A 23,196-nucleotide genomic window follows, 5' to 3' on the forward strand; every position below is an offset into this window, starting at 1 on the left:
GCTAAGGATTATAAGGGGACCGTTTTCGGCAAGAAAATTACTTTCAAATAGGGCTAGGAGCTTACGCGACTATGAGAATACTGCATATCGGCGAATATGCCAAAGGTGGGGTGGCAACGTACTTAAGAGGTGTCATCGACTGTCAACTGCAAAACCATGATGTTCACTTAATGGTATCAGACAACAGTGAAGAGTTTCCGAACATACCTCCTGAAAAATTACATCGGTACCAATATAGAAGGAGTGTTGGCGATCTCATTCGGGGGGCATTACAAATTCACAAGGTAATCCGCAAAATTCGACCCGATGTGATCCATGTTCATAGCAGTTTTGCGGGATTCATGGTTAGGGCAATGTTATTAATTAAAAAAAAAGGATCGTATAAATTGATATACTGTCCTCATGGATGGTCTTTTTTAATGGAAACAGGATCGGTTCGTAAATGGATCTATTCTTTAATCGAAAGAATCTTATCCGTTAAAACAGACATTATTATTAACATATCGAAGTTTGAATTAGATCAAGCTTTAGCCAGAAAATTGCCTAGTTCCAAAAACGTGCTCGTGTATAACGGAACTAAAGAATGTCCTGTGAAGATGGATAGGAATGGACTGGAACCGGGGAAGGAGATACGGTTATTATTCGTCGGGCGACTAGACCGCCAGAAAGGACTCGATATACTTCTTGATATTTTCCGTGAGTATCCAATGGGGCACATTAAATTATTTGTTGTAGGGGATAGCGTTCTTAAAGATCAAAAGATAGATTTCCCCAAAAACGTGGTACACATCGGTTGGGTAGAAAATGATCGAATTGACGAGTATTATATAAGGTGCGACGCCGTCATTATCCCGTCTCGCTGGGAAGGCTTTGGCCTGGTTGCTATTGAAGCAATGCGGAATAAAAGAGCGGTACTTGCCAGCAATCGAGGCGCGTTGCCGGAACTCGTGGAGCATGGGGTTAATGGCTACATTTTTGATATCAACAACAAGTCGGAAGTTGCCGATTTGCTGTCGAATATAAGTAAGGATACTTTAATTCAGATGGGGGATAAGGGTTATAGCTTATTTCAAAAGAAATTTACATTGGAAAGAATGAATGAGGAAATACTTAGATTATATACGAATGGAGTGCGGTAAATGAAACAGGGAGATCTGTTGAAGATAAAGGGAGAATTGTTTGTTGTTGTCGAAGTGCTTAAGGCAAGCTTGAAAACAATTCGGGTGACGGAAAATCCAGAAAGTGAATACAGTTTCCACGATGAAATGGAGTGGACACATGAAGAGCTGAAGCAAATCGGTGGTTTTACACAAGCAGGGCAATTAACGCAACAACATCTTAACAAGGCAAAACGGGAAGAAATTTTCAACAAAGTGAAGCAATTTTACAACCTATTTCATCAGCGTCCTGATTTTGTCCCCGGAAGTTCTCATATAAACTATGCAGGAAAAGTGTATGACGAGAAAGAAATGGTCGCGCTCGCCGACGCCTCGTTGGATTTTTGGCTTACATCAGGGAGATTCAGTAAAAAGTTCGAGCAAGAATTTGCAAGGTTTTTAGGAGTTAGATATGCATTATTAACGAATTCCGGTTCATCGGCGAACTTGTTGGCAATGTCTGCTTTGACATCGCCAAAACTTGGTGAACGCAGACTGCGCCCGGGGGATGAAGTGATTACGGTTGCTGCAGGGTTTCCTACGACTGTTGCACCAATTGTACAAAATAAGCTGATTCCGGTTTTTGTTGATGTAGATTTGGCGACTTACAATATCAGCGTGAATGAAATTGAGCAGGCAATTTCACCTAAGACCAAAGCAATTATGATTGCTCATACAATGGGCAACCCGTTTAATCTTAAAGCTGTTATGGAAATCGCCGAAAAGTACAAACTTTGGGTTGTCGAGGATAACTGTGACGCACTTGGCTCTAAATACGACGGAAAATTAACGGGGACCTTCGGGCATATCGGCACATCCAGCTTTTACCCACCACATCATATTACGATGGGAGAAGGTGGGGCTGTATATACTAATGATCCCATTTTGAAAATGGCGATCGAATCATTCAGAGACTGGGGAAGGGATTGTTGGTGCCCATCTGGATGTGACAATACATGCAACAAACGTTTCGGTTGGCAGTTAGGCCAGTTGCCGCACGGGTACGATCACAAATATACTTATTCGCATTTAGGATATAACTTAAAAGTAACGGATATGCAGGCAGCAATAGGATTGGAGCAACTAAAGAAACTGCCGGAATTCGTTGAAAGACGGATTCATAATTTCAACCGTTTGAAAGAGAAGCTTAGTGTTTTGGAGGACATTGTTATACTGCCGGAAGCAACGACAAACACTGAGCCAAGCTGGTTTGGGTTTATTATGACGGTGCGCGACGGGAATATGTATTCTAGAAACAAAATCACTCAAATGCTAGAAGCATCTAATGTGCAAACGAGAATGCTCTTTGCCGGAAATTTAATAAAACAGCCTGCATTTGAAGGCGTCGAATATAGACAGGCGTCTCATTTAACGAATACAGACAAAATTATGAACGATACCTTCTTGGTCGGTGTTTATCCGGGTTTGAACGATGATATGATTGACCACATGGCGGAAAAAATAATTGAATCTGTAAACAAGGCGAAGTTATGAATCCGGCAACTCAAAACATGCATTTAGTTTTGTTGTCCGGGGGTTCGGGCAAACGGCTTTGGCCCCTCTCAAATGACTCCCGCTCAAAACAGTTTTTGAAAGTGTTGAAAAATCCCGAAAATGGGATGGAATCTATGGTACAGAGGGTCTGGAGACAGATTACTCTTGCCGGATTTGCCGACCAAACCACAATAACGACAAGCAAAGCGCAAAGCGAACTACTGGAGAACCAACTGGGGAACGTGCAATCTCTTATCATTGAGCCGGAAAGAAGAGATACTTTCCCCGCAATCGCTCTTAGTGCAACCTATTTGTATTCGAAAAAAAGAGCGAGACCGGATGATGTCGTTATTGTTTTGCCGGTGGATCCTTATGTCGAGTCAGGTTTTTTTGAGAGGATTAAATTGCTTGGAAACGTGCTGCAAGAAAGCGGATCGAACCTCGCCTTATTAGGAGTACGACCGACATATCCTTCAACTAAATATGGGTACATTGTGCCGCAGGAAGGAACCGTAAATCTAAATCATTTCGCGAAAGTAAGTCATTTTAAAGAAAAGCCGACTATAAGTGAAGCGGAAGTTCTGATAGAGCAAAATGCTAAGTGGAATTGCGGAGTATTCGCATTCCGTTTAAACTACTTGTTTAAAATATTAACTAACAAAGGTTTACCCGTTGAGTACGATTTTCTATACCGCGAATATCGACGCCTGCCCAAAATCAGCTTTGATTATGAAGTCGTGGAGAAAGAAAATAGTATTGTAATGGTTAGTTACGATGGGTACTGGAAAGACTTGGGTACTTGGAACACTCTCACGGAAGAGATGGACAGCTTGGTGATCGGGAATGCATTTTTAGACAATACCTCCGAGAATACACACGTGATAAATGAATTAGATATCCCGATTACCGTCTTGGGAACCTCCAATGCAGTTATTGCCGCAAGCCCGGACGGAATCCTTGTCTGCGATAAAAACCATAGTCCTTTTATAAAAGATATCGTTTCAACTTACGACAACCTCCCTATGCATATGGAGAGACGGTGGGGATATTACAGGATATTGGATTATACGCAGAAAGAATCAAAAGAGATTTTAACAAGAAGAGTGACATTACACGAGGGAAAAAATCTAAGCTACCAATTCCATAACCATCGTACCGAAACGTGGACAATTATCTCTGGCAAAGGTGAGGTCGTTATTGACGGTAAAGCGAGAAAGGTTCTTCCGGGCGACGTCGTCAAAATTCCAAATAAGTGCAAGCATTCGATACGGGCAGAGACAACGCTTGAATTCATAGAAATACAGTACGGGACGATTTCCGAGGAAGATGTCCACAGACTCACGTATTCTTGGGAAGATGCACTTATTATTAAATAAGCGGGGGAGTGCTTTGAGGGTAACAAAAGCTATTATTCCAGCGGCTGGGTTGGGCACAAGGTTTTTGCCGGCGACAAAGGCGCAGCCGAAAGAAATGCTTCCGTTGGTAGATAAACCGACTATTCAGTACATTGTTGAAGAGGCACTCCGTTCCGGAATTCAGGATATCATAATTGTTACCGGTAGAGGAAAGCGCGCAATTGAAGACCACTTCGATTATTCCGTTGAATTGGAGTTGGCTCTTCTGAAAAAAGGAAATACAAAAGTCGTTAACGAACTTCGGGCAATCACGGAAATGGTTAATATCCATTACATTCGCCAAAAAGAGCCTAAAGGTTTGGGGCATGCGATATGGTGCGCAAGGAAATTTATCGGCAATGAACCATTTGCGGTATTGCTTGGTGACGATATTGTGGTTTCCGATACACCATGTTTAAAACAATTAGCAGATGTTTACGAAGAATACGAGGGTACCGTGTTAGGCGTGAAAGAGGTTGCGTCATCGGAGGCGTCGAAGTATGGCATCATTGCGCCTGATCAACGTTACAGTACTGATCTCTATAAGGTAAACTCTCTGGTAGAGAAACCTAAAAAAGAAGAGGCGCCATCTAATATAGCAATAATGGGACGTTATATCTTAACGCCTGATATATTCGATATTCTGGAGCGGTTAGAACCCGGAGCTGGCGATGAGATTCAACTTACGGATGCGCTAAACGTATTGGCGAAGACACGGCAGGTGCTGGCTTACCGGTTCGAAGGTGAACGTTACGATGTAGGTGATAAATTTGGTTTCGTAAAAGCCACGATTGATTTCGCATTAGGACGAGAAGATTTGGGCACAGAGGTTGTAAATTACTTGCAGGAAGTATTGGAGAAAAAATTGGTTAAGAAAGTATAGTTACTGAGTTTACTACGTAATTTCCCCATACTACTCGCATATATTAGTATGGGGTGATTACTTATGAAAAATAGTGACATTCCCGATGCCGACCGGAAAGTTTGGCAGGGGATTTTTTTTGGACTGTTGCTGGGCACTTGGATGTGGGCAGGAATCCTATGGCTGTTATGGTTGTGTTGCTTTTAACCAACTTGATGCGTCGAACTCGAATTATACTCGAATCGGCGCCTTTTTATTTTAGTAGTGTTCCAATGAAATATTTTGCAGTAACGAAGGTGTTGATTATCATATTAGTTAAGTCTAGTTGGCATTATCGTTTCCTCCTTGTTATCCCGCTTCTTTTGATTTGTCTATACACATCTTATGCGCCAATACTCAAATCGGCAGGAAACGTTCTAAAGATCAACTGCTCAGATCCCGCTCGCTCCGACGTCATCATCGTCCTCGGCGGCGAGATGGACGGCGAGCGTACGCGGAAGGGTGCGGAGTTGTACAAGCAGGGGGTCGCGCCGAAGGTGATGCTGTCCGACGGGACGAAGATGTCTTGGCGGACGACGGCGATCAAGGAGATGTACGATTTGGCGGTGCTGGAGGGCGTGCCGGAGGAGGACATCATCCAGGAGAATCGGTCCCGCAGCACTTATGAGAATGCGTTGTTTACGAGAGAACTGATGGAACGGCACGGGATGACGTCCGCCATCGTGGTAACGTCCGATTGGCACGCGAAGCGGTCCGAGTTTATCTTTAATAAGCTGTTCGAAGGGAGCGGCATCCATGTTAATGTTTGCGGAACGCCCGACGACCGCAGCGACTTCAACGAATGGTGGAAAGACGGCGAGAAGCAGCAGGTCGTACTGACAGAGTGGGCGAAATTGCTAACTTACTGGGCAAGATACTTATTCTGATGCAGCAGGTTTATCCGTCTATCCATTTTCCCATACTGAAAGCATATACTACTTTCGGGAGGGACGGCCATGAAAGACAAGCAACGGTATTTGGACGAGACGGGATTATCGGTGTGGCGCGGCATCTTCTATGGGATCTTGTTCGGTGTATGCATGTGGGCGGTTATTTTGTGGCTGGTTTGGTCATGGCTGTTCTAATGAATCGGTAGATGAGACGCCGAGCGCAGCAGCTCGGTCTTTTTTTTTTGCTCGGATGGGAAAAATGGGCTGTGATTCGGAGCGGTTTTCAAGTATATCTTTAGTAGGGCTAATGGGTGATTGGGCGAAAAGTTAACCGTCGAAATGAGCCGAAGGGTATGGTACGATGGAGGTGTCCGCGGATCGGCAGGCCTTGCGTTTGGTGCGGTTTTTCCGATGTTGGAGCGAAGGAGTACGCCCTTTGGAAAAAATATTGGTGATTGTTCCCGTCTACAACGAAGAAGCGACGATCGTGAATACTGTGAAGCTCCTCGAGCAGATAGATTTTGTCGATTATATCGTTGTTAACGACGGATCGACGGATCGTACGCTGGAGAGGTTAAGGGAGTATAATTTTAATTTTATAAATCTTTCTACCAATCTAGGCATCGGGGGCGCGGTGCAGACCGGGTATCGGTATGCGCTGAAGCATGGGTACGATTATGCGATTCAACTTGATGCGGATGGGCAGCACAATCCGCGCGATCTGCTGGCCTTGTACCGCGAAATGGTTGAGCGGAAGTGCGATATGGTGATCGGCTCGAGATTCGTGAAGAAGACGGGGTACAGGGGAGAGAAAAGCCGGCGGTTCGGGATTTATTTCTTTTACCGGCTGATTTTCCTGCTGACGGGGAAGCGGATTACGGATCCGACCTCCGGATACCGGTTGGTGAACCGGAAGGTGATCGAAGAGTTCGCGGCGTATTACCCCGTGGATTACCCGGAGGTGGAGGTGCTCGTGCTGCTCTTTAAGAAAGGCTTCGACATTCGCGAGATCAGCGTGGAAATGAACGAGCGCCAGGGAGGCACGTCGTCGATCAATTTGCGCAGGGCCATTTATTACATGATCAAGGTCACCATATTCTCGATTATCCGCAAGGCGTTCTAGGAGGGGTTATGAGCAGCGTCCAAGTGATTTCCTTGGTGGTGAGCTTCGGGTTTACGTTGATCGTTATTTACTTTACCGGGAAGCATAAACTCAAGGATAAGTACGCCTTCTTTTGGCTTGTGCTGTCATTCATTTCGTTGCTGCTCGTGCCGTTGATTCCGCTGTTGAACCGCTTTGCGGAGACAGTTGGCATCCAGTATATGCCGAGTTTATTTTTCCTGTTGGCTTTTATTTTGATGTTTTCCATCTCTATATATATCATGACCGTGCTCAGCAACCATCAAGAGTCGATTCGACGATTGATCCAAGACAACGCGTTCTTGCTGCGCGAGGTCGAAGAATTGAGAAAGCAGCTCGAGCGAACGAGGGGAAAAAACGATGTCGATCCATAATTTGCTGCTGGTGTTGGCGAATGCGGTGTTGCTGATCGCAGGCCAGTTTTGCTGGAAGCTCGGCGTCGAAAGCCGCAAGATCCATTCTCTGGCGGATTCGCTGCATCTGCTCTTCACGCCGATGGTGATGGCGGGCCTGATTTTGTACGGCGTAGCAACGATTCTGTGGCTGTTTATTTTGTCCCGCGTACCCCTCAGCGTTGCGTACCCGATACAAAGCGTCGCGTACGTCTTCGGCGTCGTCGGGGCGCATTATTTGTTTAAAGAAACGATCACCGTTTGGAAGATCGCTGGCTGTCTGCTGATTGTGGCGGGCGTGTCATTGATCGCGATCAAAGGGAGGTAAGCGTCAGGCCGAGGCGGTCTGGCGCTATATCCATTTGCGGAAAAAAGGATCCTGCCGCATCCGATCGGCGGCGTCCGGGCAGACGTTCTGTTCGGACTCGATGACCCAGCCGGCGACTTTGGTGCCGCTGACGACGGCTTGGTCGAGGGGCATACCTCGCGAAAGCCCCCACACCGTGCCTGCGGAGAAGGCGTCTCCGGCGCCGCTGGCGTCCCGGAGCGTCGCCGGGAACGTCGGCTGGAAGCCGCGCAGAAGCGCCTCGCGGTCGCAATAGACGGCGCCCTCGGCCCCGAGGGTGACGACCATCGCGCGGACGCCGCGCGCCTCCATGAACGCCTCCAGCGCCTCCAGACGGCGTTCGTTCGACAGGCCCTCCCAATCGTCCCCGGTCAGCCGCCCGGCCTCGACATGATTGCAAATAAAACAATCCAGCTCTCCAAGCAAATCCTGATGCTCCATGACGATTTGGAAGTGGCCGGGCAGGCCGTAGATCGGCTTCCGATGCCGGCGGGCCAATTCGATGCTGCGGCGGGCGATCGGCTCCGTCAGATCGACGGACAGCACGATGCGATCCGTGTCCCGCATCAGCTCCTCCCCGCGCTGCTCGAGCGTGCGCTGCAGCGCGTCAAACCGGGGCTGCTGCGAGATGCCGCCCCGTACGTTACCGGCTTCGTCCATGACCGCGAGCCACATGCCCATGCCTCGCTCCGCGACGGCGAGATAGGCCGTGTCGACGCCGGCATCGGCCAGCCGGCGGACGACCTCGGCGCCGAGGGCGCTCTCGTCGACGGAGGCGACGAGCCGCGTCGGCGCGCCCAGCGCAGCCAAGTTGTCGGCGACGTTGCGGCCGACGCCGCCGTGGACGAAACGCACGTCGCCGATGTTTTTGCCGTACGGGTCGTAGGCGCGGTGCGCGAAGCCTTTGATATCGATAAAGACGTTGCCGATAACGGTAAGATACGATAGCATGCTGCGTGTTCTCTCCTCGAAGATTGGTACGCTTATTGTAGCCGACAAGAAACGACCCCCACAAGCCGGACATCCCCTGCGAACGATATAACAAACCGGTGAACAAATAGGCTGCTGCGGCAAGCGAAAAAGTCGAAATCCAAGGAGGAGTATGAAATGAACAAGACAGCATGGAATCGGAGAGCGGCGATGACGGCCCTGGCGGCGTTGGTGGCGAGCATGAGCATCGGCGCGGCGATCGCGGGTGCGGAGCCGGGCAAAGGGAAAGGCAAGAGCGCGGAAGCGTCGGCGCAAACGGAAGCGAGCGCGCAGACGAAGGCGGACGCGAAGACGAAGAGCGAAGCCGGCGGTTCCGCGAGCGTCACGGCGGACGTATACGGCGGCGGCAGCGCGAATGCGAATCATGGCGGCGGGCAGACGCACGGCGTCGAAAACGCGGCTTCGCATAAGAAAGAGGGCAGCCCGGCGGCGGCGATCCTCGCGGACATCCTGATCGACCGCGAGGCGGCGCTGGCGGCGGCGCAAGAGGCGCTCGCACTGGAGGCGAAGGGCGAGCTGCAAGCGGCGATCGAGGCGCAGCAGGAAGCGGCTGTCCTGGATCCGACCGATGCGAAGCTGGTGAAAAAGCTGGCGAAGCTGCTCGGCAAGGCGGGCGATACGAGCCTGAAGGCGTTCGTCAACGGCAAGCAGCCGGAGTTCGACGTGCAGCCGTTCGCGAAGAACGGGCGCACGCTGGTGCCGTTCCGCGCGATCGCGGCGGCGCTGCAGGCGGACGTGTCGTTCGACGCGGCGACGCGGACGGTGACGGTCGTGCGCGGCGGCACGACGGTGCAGTTGACGCTCGGCAGCGATACGGCGTACGTGAACGGCGCGGCGGTTAAGCTCGACGTCGCGGCGGAATCGGTCAGCGGCCGGACGGTCATTCCGCTCCGTTTCCTGAGTGAGGCGTTCGGTGCAGACGTGCAGTTCGACGCGGAAACGCAGAGCGTGATCATTACGGAGAAGCCGGCGAAATAAGTTCCTAGGACCCAAGGTTCCTGCTAAAGATCTATAACGCCCCGTTCGTTGACGGGGCGTTTTTGCCGTTGGAGCTCGGGGGCGGGGCGGTCCGACAAGCGGATAATGTCGCAACTTGCAGAAACTTTTCGGATTATGCAAAAATCCCGTTGTCATTATTTGGGGATTCTACTATAATAGGACACACGACCCACTAGAGTTGACGCGCGTAAATAACGCTTGACAGGAAGGGGGTTGATTATATATGGAGATGTCCGAGGGCTTGACGAAGCAGCTGAACATGGTGTTCGGGAAGCTGAACGAGGAGCTGGCCAGTCTGTCTTCCGGCATCGTATTCGTTCAGATCCGGAATAACGTGATCGGGAAGTTCGGCATCCGTCACGATCCGTTCGAGACGAGCAAGACGAGGCCGTTCCAGGGGACTACCGGGCTTACCGAGACGCAGCGCAACGATTTCCGCCGCATGGCCATCCAAGCGCTGACGCACAAGGTCGGCTGGACGCACGGGGAAATTCAGTTCGAGTTCGCCGTTCGCCAGGGGAAGCTGCGCCTCAGCATTACGTTCGAGTCGAATTACAACATGGCAAGTCTGCTGCCGAAGTTCGACATCGGCGGCGGTTGGGGCGGCACGGGAGAACGAGAAGTGGAAGGCGCGTAACCGGGTTCGGAACCGAAGGATTCCTAATTTCATATACCGATTGTAGTTTCAGGGCAAACCCGCCGAAAGTCGGGGACGCAAAGCTATAGGGGCTATCGTTCTTCGGAGCATGCCAGCCAGCTGCCGCAATTGGAGCCACGTTTTTTAACGGACGAAGCACGTACCGGCTCACTTGCAGCGCCAGCTGTCAGTGAGCTTTTGTGTTTTTCACTTTGAAAATAGGGAAGGCAGGAGGGTCTGAAGCATGTGGGGAATCCTTTTCCGCGTCGTCATGTTAACGTCTTTGGCGGTGCATTCGCTGCAAGCCGCCGAATTGGAACGCGCCGCTTCGCGTTGGGACGGTACACCCTCGGCGGCGGCAGCCGCCGCGCAGGCGCCGCCGAGCGACCCGCCTTCGGAACGGAGCCAAGACGCCGTGACGAGCAAGGGAGTGCTGGAACGCAGCTTACGCCTCCGCTCCCGATTAAATACGCATATCATGATGCTGCGGTTCAAGATGTAACCAAGCCCCGTTTCGCCCCCGCGAACGGGGCTTGTTGCCGCCTCGGGCCGGGCGCGCCGCTTGTCATGCTAGTCTGCATATTTGGCCAACCCCTCTCATAGACATGTTATCGGGAATCAAGAAATCGATCGGAGGGGTGCACCTCATGAAGCGGAACAGGTGGTTCGTCGCCGTAGCGCTCGCGCTGGCGGTCGCGATGCTGCTCTCGGCGTGCGGCGGCGGCACGAAGGATGCAGCGGGTGTCGTCAGCGACATCGAGAAGTTGTCGGGCAAGCTGGAGAGTTACCATGCGGAGGGCACGATGGTGCTCAATACCGGGCAGGAGCCGCAAACGTACGGCGTCGTCGTCAGTTTCCAAAAGCCGGACTATTACCGGATCGCCCTGACGAACGAAACGAACGACATTACGCAAATCGTGCTTCGCAACGACGAGGGCGTGTTCGTGTTGACGCCGCATTTGAATAAGAGCTTCCGCTTTAAAAGCGATTGGCCGAACAATCAAGGGCAGGCGTATTTGTTCGAAACGTTGGCCCAGTCGATCATCAACGACGACGAGCGGCAATTCGCGGCGGAAGAGAACGCGTACGTGTTCGATGTGTTGGCGAATTACCAGAACGCATCGCTCGTGCGGCAAAAAATTTGGCTGAGCAAAAAGGATTACAAGCCGCAGCGCGTCGTCGTAACCGATGCCGACGCGAACGAAATGGTGACGGTCACGTTCAACTCGTTCGAATTCGATAGAGACTTCGAAGACAATTGGTTCGACATGAACCGGAACATGACGAGCGTCTCGATTCAGTCGCTGCCGGTCATGGCCGAAGAGGGCGAGCCGGCGCAGACGGTCGAATCCGCGGACGTCGGCATCATTTATCCGGGGTACGTGCCGGAAGGCGTGGAGGAGCGCACGGCGAAGGAAATCAAGCTCGGCGAGCGGGATGCGGTCATGATTCGTTATGTCGGCGAATACGATTATACCCTCGTACAGTCGAAGGCGGCCGAAGAGCGGATGGCGTCCGGCTCCGTCGGCACGGTCATCGAGCTCGACCTTGGGCAGACGGTCGGCGTGCTGTTCGGGGAGAACGAGCAGCGGACGCTGATGTGGACGCACGGCGGCATCGACTATCGGCTGTCGACGGGCAATCTGCCATACGAGGAAATGGTGAAGGTCGCGCAGTCGGTGTTCGACCAAGTCGGCAAGTAAGGGCGGCAGCGCCAACGTTTGGCAGGAGACATTCGTTGACACGACCTCTCTTAGATTCTAAGATAATACAATGGTAAAATCTTAGACGCTAAGAAAAAACGGTTCGGATGTGACATCTGAGTGGATACGTATCGATGGACGCGGGCCGAGATCGATCTGGACGCGCTGCACCATAACTTGGGGCAGTTCCAGGCGGCGCTCGGCCCGGATATCAAGCTGATGGCGGTCGTGAAGGCGAATGCGTACGGCCACGGCGCGGTCAAGGTGGCGGAAGAGGCGATTCGGTTCGGCGTCGAATATTTGGCGGTCGCGTTCCTGGACGAGGCGCTGGAGCTTCGGCACTTCGGCATCGAAGCGCCGATTCTCGTCCTCGGCTACACGCCGGCGGCCGGCGTCGACGTGGCGCGCTCGCACGGCATCACGTTGACCGTGTTCGACGACGAGGTGCTGGAGGCGGCCCGGACGGACGATCCGGCGGTGTCCCCGCTCAAAATCCACGTGAAGGTCGATACGGGCATGGGGCGCATCGGCATAACGGACGAAGGCGAGGCGATCCGCTTCCTCGGGAAAGCGCTCGACACGCCGGGCGTCGAGGTCGAAGGGCTGTTTACGCATTACGCCTGCGCGGACGAATGCGACAAGTCGCATATCCAGGGTCAGTATCGCAAATTCGCGCGGCTGTTGGATACGTTCCGCGCGAGGGGGGTCGAGTTCCGCTACGTGCATGCGGGCAACAGCGCCACGGGCATCGATACGCCCGAGTATACGTGCAATATGCTGCGGCTCGGCGTCGGCATGTACGGATTGTACCCGTCGGAAGAGGTGAACCGCGCCCGGGTGCGGCTGAAGCCGGTCATGTCGCTCAAGACGGGAATCGTCATGGTGAAGACGCTGCCGCAGGGATGCGGCATTTCGTATGGCGCGCGCTACGTGACGCAGCGCGACGGCGAAACGATCGCGACGCTGCCGATCGGCTACGCGGACGGGTATTCCAGGCTGCTGAGCGGGAAGGCGGAAGCGCTCATCCGCGGCAGGCGGGCTCCGGTGGTCGGCAACATATGCATGGATCAATGCATGGTCCGCGTCGACGACGGCGAAGCGGCGGTCGGGGACGAGGTCGTCCTGTTCGGCGCGCAGGGCGGGGAATCGATCGCGGTCGAGGAGCTCGCGAGCAAGCTCGGCACGATCAATTACGAAATCACGTGCATGGTGTCCCACCGGGTGCCGCGCGTGTACGTCAAAGGCGGCCGGGTCGCGGAGTTCCACAATCCGCTGCTGCATTTTACCAGTCAAAAAGACATACAGTGTTAAAGGAGTTTTCCGGCGTTTGGCGAATATGTATAAAGCCGCAATCACGGGTTTCATCAAGACCTGATAGATCGGTCATGCATCATATTTGATATACCCGCGGCATATACTTAATTTTGTATATTTTGCCTTCCCTTTCGACATAATGGTAATAGTCCGGACGAATATGCTCAGGCATTCCGGAGGCGGGGCCATACGTCGGGAGGATGGAATGTTTCTGGGGGTGCGTACTACGGTGTCCAATGTTCACAACACGAAACGGATCATGATCAGCTTACCGGATCACCTGCTGCAGGAAGTCGACGGCATCGTCGAGAAGGAAAATTCGAACCGCAGCGAGTTTATACGCCAGGCCATGAAGCTGTATTTGACGGAGCGGAAAAAGCGTCACCTTCGGGAGACCATGCAGCGCGGATATATGGAGATGGCGAAAATCAATCTCTCCATGTGTTCCGAAGCGTTCTTGGCCGAAGAAGAAGCCGACCACACCCTTGGCCGCTTAGTTAGCGGGGTGTAGCCCTTGATCGTCAAGCGCGGAGACGTATTCTTTGCGGATCTCTCTCCGGTCGTCGGATCGGAGCAGGGAGGGGTTCGGCCGGTCTTAGTCATTCAGAACGACATTGGTAACCGCTTCAGCCCGACCGTCATCGTGGCCGCCGTCACGGCGCAAATCCAGAAGGCGAAGCTCCCGACGCACGTCGAAATCGATGCGGCCTCGCACGGGTTCGACCGGGACTCCGTCATCCTGCTGGAGCAAATCCGGACCATCGACAAGCAGCGGCTGACGGACAAAATTACGCATCTGGACGAAGAGACGATGCGCAAAGTCGACGAGGCGCTGCAGATCAGCGTCGGCTTGATCGATTTTTAAAACGCGCGGCATGAGCGGGGGAGCAGACACCCTCGTTTTTTTGTGTTTGCGGGCATAGTTGGGAAACAGACAGAGCAGGGAGAGGTGCGGCATGACAGAGAAGACGCAGGGGACGACGCGGCGCATCGCGCCGGAGGAATTGGTATGGACGGAGGCGGACGAACGGGCCGCGAAAGACCGGATCGTGCGGCAGATCGCCGCGGAGACGGGGACGACGGCGAAGCAGGTGGCGACGACCGTCGGATTGCTCGACGAAGGGAACACGATTCCGTTCATCGCGCGGTATCGGAAGGAAATGACCGGCGAGCTCGATGAGAACGCGCTGCGCGGCATCGAGGAGCGGCTTACATATTTGCGGGGGTTAGAAGAGCGGAAGCGGGAAGTGCTGCGGCTCATCGCCGAGCAGGACAAGCTGACGGTCGAGCTGCGGGATGGAATCGCGAAAGCGGCGAAGCTGCAGGAAGTCGAAGACCTGTACCGCCCGTATCGCCAAAAGCGGAAGACGCGCGCGAGCGTGGCGAAGGAGCGGGGGCTCGAGCCGCTGGCGGCTTGGATGCTGTCCGGCCCGACGTCGGGCTCGCTGCTCGCGGAAGCGGCGAAGTACGTCGACGCGGACAAAGGCGTGGCGACGCCGGAGGACGCGGCGCAGGGCGCGTCGGACATCATCGCGGAAATGATCGCGGACGATCCGAACATTCGCGCGTGGACGCGCCGCCATACGTTCCAATACGCGTCGATCGTCACCGAAGCGAAGGACAAGTCCGTCGAGTCGGTGTACGAGATGTACTACGCCTACCGGGAGCCGGTGAAAAAGCTGCCGCCGCACCGGACGCTCGCGATCAATCGCGGCGAGAAAGAGGATATATTGAAGGTCGGGCTCGAGCTCGACCCGGCGGCGATCCATATGTATATCGCGAAACGGTTCGTGCAGGAGCGGTCCGTCGTGCGCGACGCGATGATGGCGACGGTGGAAGACGCCTACAAGCGGCTCATTGCGCCGGCGGTCGAGCGCGAGGTGCGCAATGAGCTGACGGAGAAAGCGGAGGAGCATGCGATCGTCATATTCGCGGAAAACCTGCGCAACCTGCTGCTCCAGCCGCCTGTACGCGGAAGGCGCGTGCTCGGCGTCGATCCGGCGTTCCGGACGGGGTGCAAGCTCGCCGCGGTGGACGATACGGGCAAGGTGCTCGACATCGCGGTGACGTACCCGACGGCGCCGCATCATAAGACGGCCGAGGCGGAGAAGATCATCCGCGGGCTGATCGCGAAGCACGATCTCGACTTGATCGTCATCGGCAACGGCACCGCGTCGCGGGAGACGGAGCAGTTCATCGCCGAGCTGATTCGCAAGATCGCCGCCGAAGGCGGGAAGAAGCTGCAGTATTTGATCGTCAGCGAAGCGGGGGCGTCGGTGTATTCGGCCTCCAAGGTCGCGCAGGAGGAGTTCCCGGACTTCGACGTGGCTGAGCGCTCGGCCGTGTCGATCGCGCGGCGCGTGCAGGACCCGCTCGCCGAGCTGGTCAAAATCGAGCCGAAGGCGATCGGGGTCGGGCAGTACCAGCACGACGTGTCGCCGAAGCGGCTCGAAGCGTCTCTCGGCGCCGTCGTCGAATCGGCGGTCAATCACGTCGGCGTCGACGTGAACACGGCGTCGGCGTCGCTGCTCGGCTATGTCGCCGGCGTCAACGCCACGATCGCGAAGAACATCGTGAAGTTCCGCGAGGAGAACGGCAAGTTCACGAGCCGCGCGCAGCTCGCGAAGGTGCCCCGTCTCGGCGCGAAGACGTACGAGCAGTGCATCGGCTTCATCCGCGTGCCGGAGGCGGCGAACCCGCTCGACAACACGCCGATCCACCCGGAATCGTACGGCGTCGTGGACAAGCTGTTCCGCGAACTGCGGCTCGAGCTGTCGATGCTCGGCACGGCGGAGCTGCACTCGCGGCTCGACGCGGTCGACCCGGCGGCGGTCGCGGAGCGGCTCGGCGTCGGCGTGCCGACGCTGCGCGACATTTTCGACAGCTTGAAGCGTCCGGGCCGCGACCCGCGCGAGGAGCTGCCGCCGCCGATTTTCAAGACGGACGTGCTGCAGCTCGAGGACCTCGCCGTCGGCATGGAGCTGCAGGGCACGGTGCGCAACGTGACCGACTTCGGCGCGTTCGTGGACATCGGGCTCAAAAATGACGGACTCGTCCACATTTCGCAGCTGGCCGACCGGTTCGTGAAGCATCCGATGGACGTCGTGTCCGTCGGCGACAATGTCACGGTTTGGGTGCTCGGCGTCGATATGAACAAAGGCCGCGTGTCGCTGACGATGAAATCGCCGCGCGGCTGAGGCGGGCTTGTCTTTTGTTAGGGATTTTCCATGGCGATGGAAAATGAGTTGTTTCGTTTCGGAAAATCTCATAACAAACCGGCTGATATTATGGCGAATTCCCTCATTTGTTAGTCGTTTGTTCGACATTGCTAACAAAAATGGAACTTCGGCTAACAACCGAAAAACCGCATTGTGCGGCTTGCCAACGATCGCCATTTCCGGTACGATATATTCAAATAGTACAACGAGCGAAGCACGCTCGAATGGTTCCCCAGGGGACGATTCGGGCGTGCTTTTTCGCGTTGGCGAAAGGGGCGAACGTAACGGTGCATCCGGCAGTGGCGGCTTATATCAGAGCCATGGAGGAAGAAGCTGTTCGAAGAGGCAGCTACCGGCATCGCATCGGTCCGAACGAAACAGCTTTCCTGGAACAGGTGTGGGGACCGGAGTTCACCGGAAGCAGCCGATGCTGTGCAGACGCCATTTGAAGCAAGCGATCGGCAATTGGTGGGTACGAACGCAAACCGATAATCCGTTTCGAAATTCTGACCGCGTTGCCCTATGCCGCAGCCGGTTGTTGGAGATGGCGATCCATCAGCAGAAACCGCTGAAGACCTCCGACGTGGCGAGGGCATTCCAAATCAGCAGGCCGACGGCTTTGCTCTGGTTGAGACGATTTGTGGAAGAAGGGGTGTTTATCTCGATTCAGGCGGAACGGAAGGTGGTCGGCTATCGGTTGCGGGACGAGTATATTAGGAAATGAGCCGCCCAGACGGATCGCAATCCTTCATTCCACCCGATAATCATTAGATTGGATGTTGCGTACGAACCGCGCGGAGCGGGCGAACCAATCGGATGATTGTGTACGTTACGGCAGCGCTTTCAATATACTTGGAGGCGGGCCCGGCAGCGGGTAATCTCACCGGAACGGAAGGAGATCGATGCATTGATGGGTTGGAACGGATGGAGAAGAGGATGGGCGGCGCTAGTCTTGGCGGGTGCGGTCGCGGCGGGACCGCTTGGCGGCTTCGGCTTTAGCGCGGGCACGGCGCAGGCGGCCGACGGCATTTATGAAGCCGAGGAAGCGGCCGGTTCGGGCATCATCGTCGACAACAAGCACCCCGGCTATACGGGAACGGGCTTCATCGACTACAGCCCGAACGCGCCCGGCGGCTGGGTCGAATGGACGGTGCCGATGGCGGAAGCGGGCGAATATACGCTGGAATTCCGCTACGCGATCGGAGCGGCGGACGACCGGCCGGCCGAAATTCGGGTGAACGGCGCGGTCGTCGCGGATCAGTTGCCGTTCCCGTCGACGGGCGATTGGACCGCATGGCGAACGTCCTCCGTCCAGGCGGCGCTCGTCGCCGGCGAGAACGTCATCCGCGCGACGGCGACGGGGGCGAGCGGCGGGCCGAATATCGACCACCTTCGCGTACATACCGGCGCTCCGGGCGGCGGCGAGCCGGGGCCTTCCGGACCGCAGCCGGTCGCACTGACTGACCTCGTGGACGGCGTGCTAATGAAGAAGCTGAAAGCGATCGGCATGATCGGCACGGAGAAACAGGCCGCGGAGCCGATACCGCGCATCGAATTTATGGCGATGATGAACGATGCGCTCGGGTATGCGCCGAGCAACCGGTTCCCGCACGTCGACGTCGAGACGCATGCGTGGGAGACGCCGCTCGCCCAATGGGACGCCTATGTGCTGGAAGCCGCGAAGGACGCGGGCTACGTGCGGATCGGCGACGACGGGCTCGCGCGTCCGGACGATCCGCTGACGCGCAAAGACGCGGCGAACATGATCGCCCGCGCGCTGCAGCTGACGAAGGCCGACGAAGACGGCAACGGCAGCGTCGGGGCCGTCGTGCGCGCCGGGTATATGTCCGCGGAAGGCGGCAGAGGATTCGGCGAGCACGATTACTTAACCGTCGAAGAGGCGCGGCAAATTGCGGCCCGCATCGATGCGGAGCGTCCGGGAGCGCCGCACATCGGCATCGCCGGCGTGCACGCGATCGGGAACCGGCTCGTCGCCGTCACGTTGAACGGCGCGCTGGAGCATGTCGATTACGCGGATCTCGCGCTCAGCGCGCCGACGGGCAGCTGGCGGTCGCTGACGCCGGCGTTCCAGCCGCTGCAGCTGCGCAAGGCGGCGGCCGGCGAGAACCGGTTCGGCCACACGGTTATCGTGTACGAAACGGCGGAAACGCTGGGAAGCGGGGCGACGTACGCGCCGCCGAAGACGCCGCCGCAATTCAGCGGCAATTTGGCGGAAGCGGTGAAGCAGGCGCAGTACTACGTGTCTTGGCAGATGGACCACGGCGGCTGGACGAAATCGATGCCGTACAACCGGGCGTGGAACGGCGTCGAACCGAAATCGTCGCAGCTCGGCCCGACGGGCATCGAGCTCGGCACGATCGACAATAACGCGACGATCAAGGAAATTCGCTACATCGCCGAAGTGTTCCGCGCGACCGGGGACGAAACGTTCCGGGCGAGCGTGCGCAAAGGGATCGAGTTTTTGCTGGAGATGCAGTACGATACCGGCGGGTGGCCGCAGGTGTATCCGGAGCGGGGTAAGCCGGGCGACGGCGTCTATTACTCGAACTATGTCACGTTCAACGACAATGCGATGATCAACGTGCTCGATCTAATCGACGACATCGTCGCGAAGTCGTATCCGTTCGACACGGGGCTCGTCGACGACGCGACGATCGAGCGGCTGAAGCAGGCGCGGGACAAAGGCATCGATTATATTCTGAAATCGCAAATCGTCGTAGACGGCAAACTGACGGCATGGTGCGCGCAGCACGATCCGTTCACGTACGAGCCGCGGGGAGCGCGTTCGTACGAGCACCCGTCCATCTCCGGCTCCGAGTCGGTCGGCATCGTCCGATATTTGATGGGGCTGCCGGAACAGACGGACGCCGTTCGCCGGGCGGTGCACGGCGCGCTGACCTGGTTCGACGAAGCGAAGCTCGAAAATATCCGGTACGTCAGCGCCGATCCGAACGGCCAATATTTCGTGGAAGAGCCGGGGGCGGTAACATGGTACCGGTTCTATGAAATCGGAACGAACCGAGGCATTTTTTCGGGCCGGGCCGGCGTCATCAAGTACAGCATTCAGGAGATCGAGGAGGAACGCCGCAACGGCTACTCGTGGGGAGGCAGCTACGCGAAGAAGCTGCTCGACACAGCCAAGGCGACAGGCTATTACGGCAATTACGTGTACGCGCAGGTGGTCAAGACGGGATCGGCGGACGCCGAAGGGCGAACGCTCCGCGCGGGCGAGGCGAAACGAGCGGAAGATGCGAGAGAGGTGTTGAGGCAGATGCCGAACGAGCTGGTCGTCGCGCAAGACGGCACGGGCGATTACGCGACGGTGCAGGCGGCGGTCGACGCGGTGCCCGCGAACAACGCGGAGCGGGTGACGATCTACATCAAGAACGGCGTATATCGAGAAGTCGTCACGGTACCGGCGAACAAACCGTTCGTGACGATGATCGGCGAGAGCGCCGAAGGGACCGTCATCACGTACGACAACTATTCCGGCAAGGAGCGGCCGACGGGCGGAACGTACGGCACGAGCGGCAGCGCGAGCATGTTCGTGTTCGGCAACGATTTCGAGGCGCGACATTTGACGATCGAGAACTCGTTCGACGAATCGAGCGTCACCGTAACGAACAAGCAAGCGGTAGCGCTGAACGTGCGGGGAGAGCGGCAGTCGTTCACGGACGTCCGGTTCATCGGCAATCAGGACACGCTGCTGACGAACGGCGGCACGCAATATTTCTATCAGTGCTATATAGAGGGCGACGTCGACTTTATTTTCGGCGGCTCCCGGGCCGTGTTCGAGGAGTGCGTCATCCATTCGCTCGATCGCGGGTCGCAGACGAATAACGGGTACATTACGGCGGCGAGCACGCTCATTACGGAGCCGTACGGATATTTGATCTTGAACAGCAAATTGACGAGCGACGCGGCGCCGGGCACCGTTTGGCTCGGTCGGCCGTGGCATCCGGGGGGCAATCCGGACGCAATCGCGAGCGTCGTCTACATGAATACCGAGATGGGGGCGCACATCAATCCGATCGGCTGGACCGACATGGGCGGGTTCTCGGCGAAGGACGCGCGGTTCGCGGAATACCGGAATTACGGTCCGGGCGCGGTCGCGACCGACACCCGTCCGCAGCTGACGGACGAAGAGGCGGCGTCCTGGACGATCGAGAACGTGCTGAAAGGATGGAACCCGAAAGCGCAATAACGGCGCGCGCGCAGAAAGACGGCCTTCGTTCTCCGAAGGCCGTCTTCGTCGCTTACGATTCCGGCTTGCCGTATTTGGCGCGGTACTGCCCGGGCGTCATGCCCTCTTGTTTGCGGAACGAGCGGATAAAGTTTTGCGGGTTGGTGTACGTCAGCCGCTCCGCGATGTCTTTGACCGACATGTTCGTCTCGACGAGCCATTTCTTCGACATCGTGAGCCGGAACTGGGCCAAATAGTCGCTGAACGGCATGCCGGTTTCCTTCTTGAAGACGCTGCTTAAATAAAAGACGTTATAATGCAGCCGCGCCGCGCATTCTTCGAGCGTAATGTCGGTGTCGAATTCGCTTCGGATAATATCGATGATCTGTTCCGAAATGTTGTGGTACTGCGACTGCTGCCGGTCTTGAAACACGCGGATGACCGGCGAGACGATCCGGCTGCGGAACCATTTCTCGATTTCCGGTTTGACGTACAGCTGCAGCAGTTCTTCGTAAAGCGAACTTTCCTGGATATCGAGCTGGTCGAGCCGAATGCCGGCCTCCTGCATCACGACCATGAGCGAATTGAGCAGCCGAATGAGCGAAATTTGGTACTCGTGAGGCGTCCGATCCTTCAGGAACACTTCGTCGAGCCACTGCTGGAGCAGTGAGAAGGCCAGCTCTTCATCGGCGAGCTTGATCGCGTCGATCAGCTGGTTCTCCAGCTGCATCGGGTAGAAATATACCTGCGGGTGTTTCCCCGAGTTCAAGCTGAAGTACGGGACGATGACGCCCGTGCCGAGCTTGATGCGGTGCTTCAGCGCCTCGAGCCCTTCCTGGAACGCGCGCGGCGCGCGATGCAGCCCGGCGAACGGCAGGCTGATGCCGATGCTGACGTCAAGGTCCAAGTAAGTGCGCATGTTTCGTTGAATCGTTTCGGTCAGTTTGTTGACGTGATTGTCGAATTGCTCGTCCGTCATGTCTTTGCCGCCGATCAGCGTAACGAGCGTCTGGTCGATGATGACGGGCGGCAGCCGATCCGGCTGCGGCACCATCTCTTCGATGATGTTGCTGGCGGCGAACAGCAGCAGGTCGAGATCTTTCTGCTTGTAGCGGGTTTGCTCCAGGATGTCGATCTGCAGCGCGAACACGGCGAGCCTGCTCCAAGACGTCACTTGGGCGGCGTAACCGAACATGGCGATCCGCTCGTCGATTTCGGACGGCGGAATTTGGCCTTGAAACAGCTTGTGCAGGAAAAAGATGCGCACCTGCTGGCTGTGCTGATGGAGCTCCGTTCGCATTTTCGCGTTGGTGGCGAACAGCTCTCGGATGTGCTCGTCGATGACCTGGAGCTCGTTTTTCTTCATCGCCTGCGTTTCCGGCAGACGTTCGGCGATCTGCTGTAAAATGCGCCGTACCGGCGAATACACCCTGCGGCTGCCGAGCCAAACGAGCAGCACGCTCGCGGCGGCGATGCCGAGGCAGAGATACAGCGTAAACCAGCCGATCGAGCGCGCTTCCTTCGTAAACTCTTCCATTTCCGTAAAGGAAGCGTACGTCCACCCGTTAAAATCCGACCGGACGTACGTCACGGAAATGTCGCCGCGGTCGGACGACGTCCGGAATTGCCCCGATGCAGCGGTAAACCGTTCCAAGTCGCGGTCACCGATCAGGTTCCCCTCCGAGACGTGCAGCCCGAGGAAGGCCGGATCCGGATGCAGCACGATCCGGAAATTGCGATCGAACGCGATCGCTTGGCTGGACGTCAGCGCAATGTCCATCATTTCGGCCAAGCTGCAGTTCGGGATCGTCGCGACGGCGACCCCGCGGTTGCCGGACGTATGCAGGGGCATCTTTTTCACGAGCGCGACCGTATAGGGACAGCCGTAGCTCTGCGTGTCGCTCGAATCGAATTCGTCGGTGTGGAGCATGACCCAATTCGTGGCGCCTTCCAGCTCCATCAAGCGGAGCAACGTATCGCGCGACGCGTAAGTGTCGAACGCGAACAGTCCGCGGTTGTTGATGACCCAATCGGAAGCCGCGTTCGCCAAAATCACGTCGGTGACGCGAGTGTCGGGCGATTGCAGCAGATTCAACTCTTCTTTTAACTGGTTGTACAGCTGGAAATCGGTATAGGATAATGTCCGGTACAGCGCATCCTGCACTTGATTCGTGTTGACGATGTAATTCAGCGTGTAATCCACGGTGCGGAGCACCTGCTCTACGTTCCCGTTCAACTGCTGCATCACTTGGATATTGCTCTCGTTGACTTGCGTTTGTATGGCGTCCGACGATTTCATGTACGAGAAAAACCCGAGCGCGAGAATCGGCAGGAAGCTGATGGCGAAACCGAACAATACCAAGTTGGTATAGAGACTGAATTTTTTCAAGAAGCGTCCGCCACCTTATCGATCGAT

The 23,196-nt window shown here is 55.7% G+C and carries 21 protein-coding genes and 1 riboswitch; of the genes, 19 read left to right on the plus strand and 2 right to left on the minus strand.

Annotated elements, in window-relative coordinates:
- Window positions 1-71 precede the first annotated feature (71 nt).
- The 9 genes from VE009_RS14900 to VE009_RS14940 all read left to right on the plus strand — a co-directional run bounded on the left by VE009_RS14900 (window position 72) and on the right by VE009_RS14940 (window position 7,697).
- A complete protein-coding gene (locus VE009_RS14900) occupies window positions 72-1,139 on the plus strand; it encodes a glycosyltransferase (RefSeq protein WP_325008912.1) in 1,068 nt (355 codons plus the stop codon).
- Complete coding sequence (gene rfbH, locus VE009_RS14905) at window positions 1,140-2,651, plus strand: lipopolysaccharide biosynthesis protein RfbH (protein WP_325008914.1); 1,512 nt, start codon at window positions 1,140-1,142, stop codon at window positions 2,649-2,651. It abuts the gene before it with no gap.
- On the plus strand, window positions 2,648-4,027 hold the full coding sequence (locus VE009_RS14910) for a sugar phosphate nucleotidyltransferase (RefSeq protein ID WP_325008916.1): 1,380 nt from the start codon (window positions 2,648-2,650) through the stop codon (window positions 4,025-4,027). The genes rfbH and VE009_RS14910 overlap by 4 nt, the downstream gene beginning before the upstream one ends.
- A 13-nt stretch (window positions 4,028-4,040) precedes the next feature.
- Entirely contained in the window at window positions 4,041-4,928 is an 888-nt protein-coding gene (galU, locus tag VE009_RS14915) for a UTP--glucose-1-phosphate uridylyltransferase GalU (RefSeq protein WP_325008917.1), read from the plus strand.
- 251 nt (window positions 4,929-5,179) lie between these two features.
- Window positions 5,180-5,833 (plus strand): YdcF family protein, encoded by a 654-nt coding sequence (locus VE009_RS14920; protein WP_325008919.1) that lies wholly within the window; start codon window positions 5,180-5,182, stop codon window positions 5,831-5,833.
- Between the two features lie 69 nt (window positions 5,834-5,902).
- A complete protein-coding gene (locus VE009_RS14925; protein WP_325008921.1) occupies window positions 5,903-6,031 on the plus strand; it encodes a hypothetical protein in 129 nt (42 codons plus the stop codon).
- 241 nt (window positions 6,032-6,272) lie between these two features.
- Window positions 6,273-6,959, plus strand: coding sequence for a glycosyltransferase family 2 protein (locus VE009_RS14930; protein ID WP_325008923.1), 687 nt, complete (start codon window positions 6,273-6,275; stop codon window positions 6,957-6,959).
- 8 nt (window positions 6,960-6,967) lie between these two features.
- Window positions 6,968-7,351 carry a DUF2304 domain-containing protein gene (locus tag VE009_RS14935; RefSeq protein WP_325008925.1) on the plus strand — a complete coding sequence of 128 codons (384 nt, stop codon included), beginning with the start codon at window positions 6,968-6,970 and terminating at the stop codon, window positions 7,349-7,351.
- On the plus strand, window positions 7,338-7,697 hold the full coding sequence (locus VE009_RS14940) for an EamA family transporter (RefSeq protein WP_325008927.1): 360 nt from the start codon (window positions 7,338-7,340) through the stop codon (window positions 7,695-7,697). Before VE009_RS14935 ends, VE009_RS14940 begins: the two co-directional genes overlap by 14 nt.
- Window positions 7,698-7,721: 24 nt before the next feature.
- Here the strand turns inward: VE009_RS14940 and VE009_RS14945 are convergent, their stop codons facing one another.
- A complete protein-coding gene (locus tag VE009_RS14945; RefSeq protein WP_325008929.1) occupies window positions 7,722-8,666 on the minus strand; it encodes a carbohydrate kinase family protein in 945 nt (314 codons plus the stop codon).
- A 156-nt stretch (window positions 8,667-8,822) separates the two neighbouring features.
- Between VE009_RS14945 and VE009_RS14950 the strand changes: the two genes are divergently transcribed.
- The 10 genes from VE009_RS14950 (at window position 8,823) to pelA (ending at window position 20,801) form a co-directional block, all read left to right on the plus strand.
- A complete protein-coding gene (locus tag VE009_RS14950) occupies window positions 8,823-9,683 on the plus strand; it encodes a copper amine oxidase N-terminal domain-containing protein (RefSeq protein ID WP_325008930.1) in 861 nt (286 codons plus the stop codon).
- Window positions 9,684-9,927: 244 nt separating this feature from the next.
- Window positions 9,928-10,341, plus strand: coding sequence for an O-methyltransferase (locus VE009_RS14955; RefSeq protein WP_325008932.1), 414 nt, complete (start codon window positions 9,928-9,930; stop codon window positions 10,339-10,341).
- Window positions 10,342-10,383: 42 nt separating this feature from the next.
- Window positions 10,384-10,469: riboswitch (cyclic di-GMP riboswitch) on the plus strand.
- 116 nt (window positions 10,470-10,585) lie between these two features.
- Entirely contained in the window at window positions 10,586-10,843 is a 258-nt protein-coding gene (locus VE009_RS14960) for a hypothetical protein (RefSeq protein WP_325008933.1), read from the plus strand.
- Between the two features lie 145 nt (window positions 10,844-10,988).
- On the plus strand, window positions 10,989-12,044 hold the full coding sequence (locus VE009_RS14965) for an outer membrane lipoprotein-sorting protein (protein ID WP_325008935.1): 1,056 nt from the start codon (window positions 10,989-10,991) through the stop codon (window positions 12,042-12,044).
- A 120-nt stretch (window positions 12,045-12,164) separates the two neighbouring features.
- Window positions 12,165-13,355: an alanine racemase gene (gene alr / locus VE009_RS14970; protein WP_325008937.1), complete on the plus strand. Its 1,191-nt coding sequence runs from the start codon at window positions 12,165-12,167 to the stop codon at window positions 13,353-13,355.
- 232 nt (window positions 13,356-13,587) lie between these two features.
- Entirely contained in the window at window positions 13,588-13,869 is a 282-nt protein-coding gene (locus VE009_RS14975; RefSeq protein ID WP_325008974.1) for a CopG family ribbon-helix-helix protein, read from the plus strand.
- A gap of 3 nt (window positions 13,870-13,872) precedes the next feature.
- Entirely contained in the window at window positions 13,873-14,223 is a 351-nt protein-coding gene (locus VE009_RS14980) for a type II toxin-antitoxin system PemK/MazF family toxin (RefSeq protein ID WP_325008939.1), read from the plus strand.
- 91 nt (window positions 14,224-14,314) lie between these two features.
- Window positions 14,315-16,555, plus strand: a complete 2,241-nt coding sequence (locus VE009_RS14985; RefSeq protein ID WP_325008941.1) for a Tex family protein — start codon at window positions 14,315-14,317, stop codon at window positions 16,553-16,555.
- A gap of 448 nt (window positions 16,556-17,003) precedes the next feature.
- Window positions 17,004-17,300, plus strand: a complete 297-nt coding sequence (locus tag VE009_RS14990; protein ID WP_325008942.1) for a hypothetical protein — start codon at window positions 17,004-17,006, stop codon at window positions 17,298-17,300.
- A gap of 186 nt (window positions 17,301-17,486) precedes the next feature.
- Window positions 17,487-20,801, plus strand: coding sequence for a pectate lyase (gene pelA / locus VE009_RS14995; protein WP_325008944.1), 3,315 nt, complete (start codon window positions 17,487-17,489; stop codon window positions 20,799-20,801).
- Between the two features lie 52 nt (window positions 20,802-20,853).
- On the opposite strand, the gene VE009_RS15000 is transcribed toward pelA, so the two are convergent.
- The gene (locus VE009_RS15000; protein WP_325008946.1) at window positions 20,854-23,169 is read right to left on the minus strand and encodes a helix-turn-helix domain-containing protein; all 2,316 of its coding nucleotides are present in this window, start codon (window positions 23,167-23,169) and stop codon (window positions 20,854-20,856) included.
- Between the last annotated feature and the right edge of the window lie 27 nt (window positions 23,170-23,196).

It is taken from the genome of Paenibacillus sp. (assembly GCF_035645195.1).
Taxonomy (GTDB): Bacteria; Bacillota; Bacilli; order Paenibacillales; family YIM-B00363; genus Paenibacillus_AE.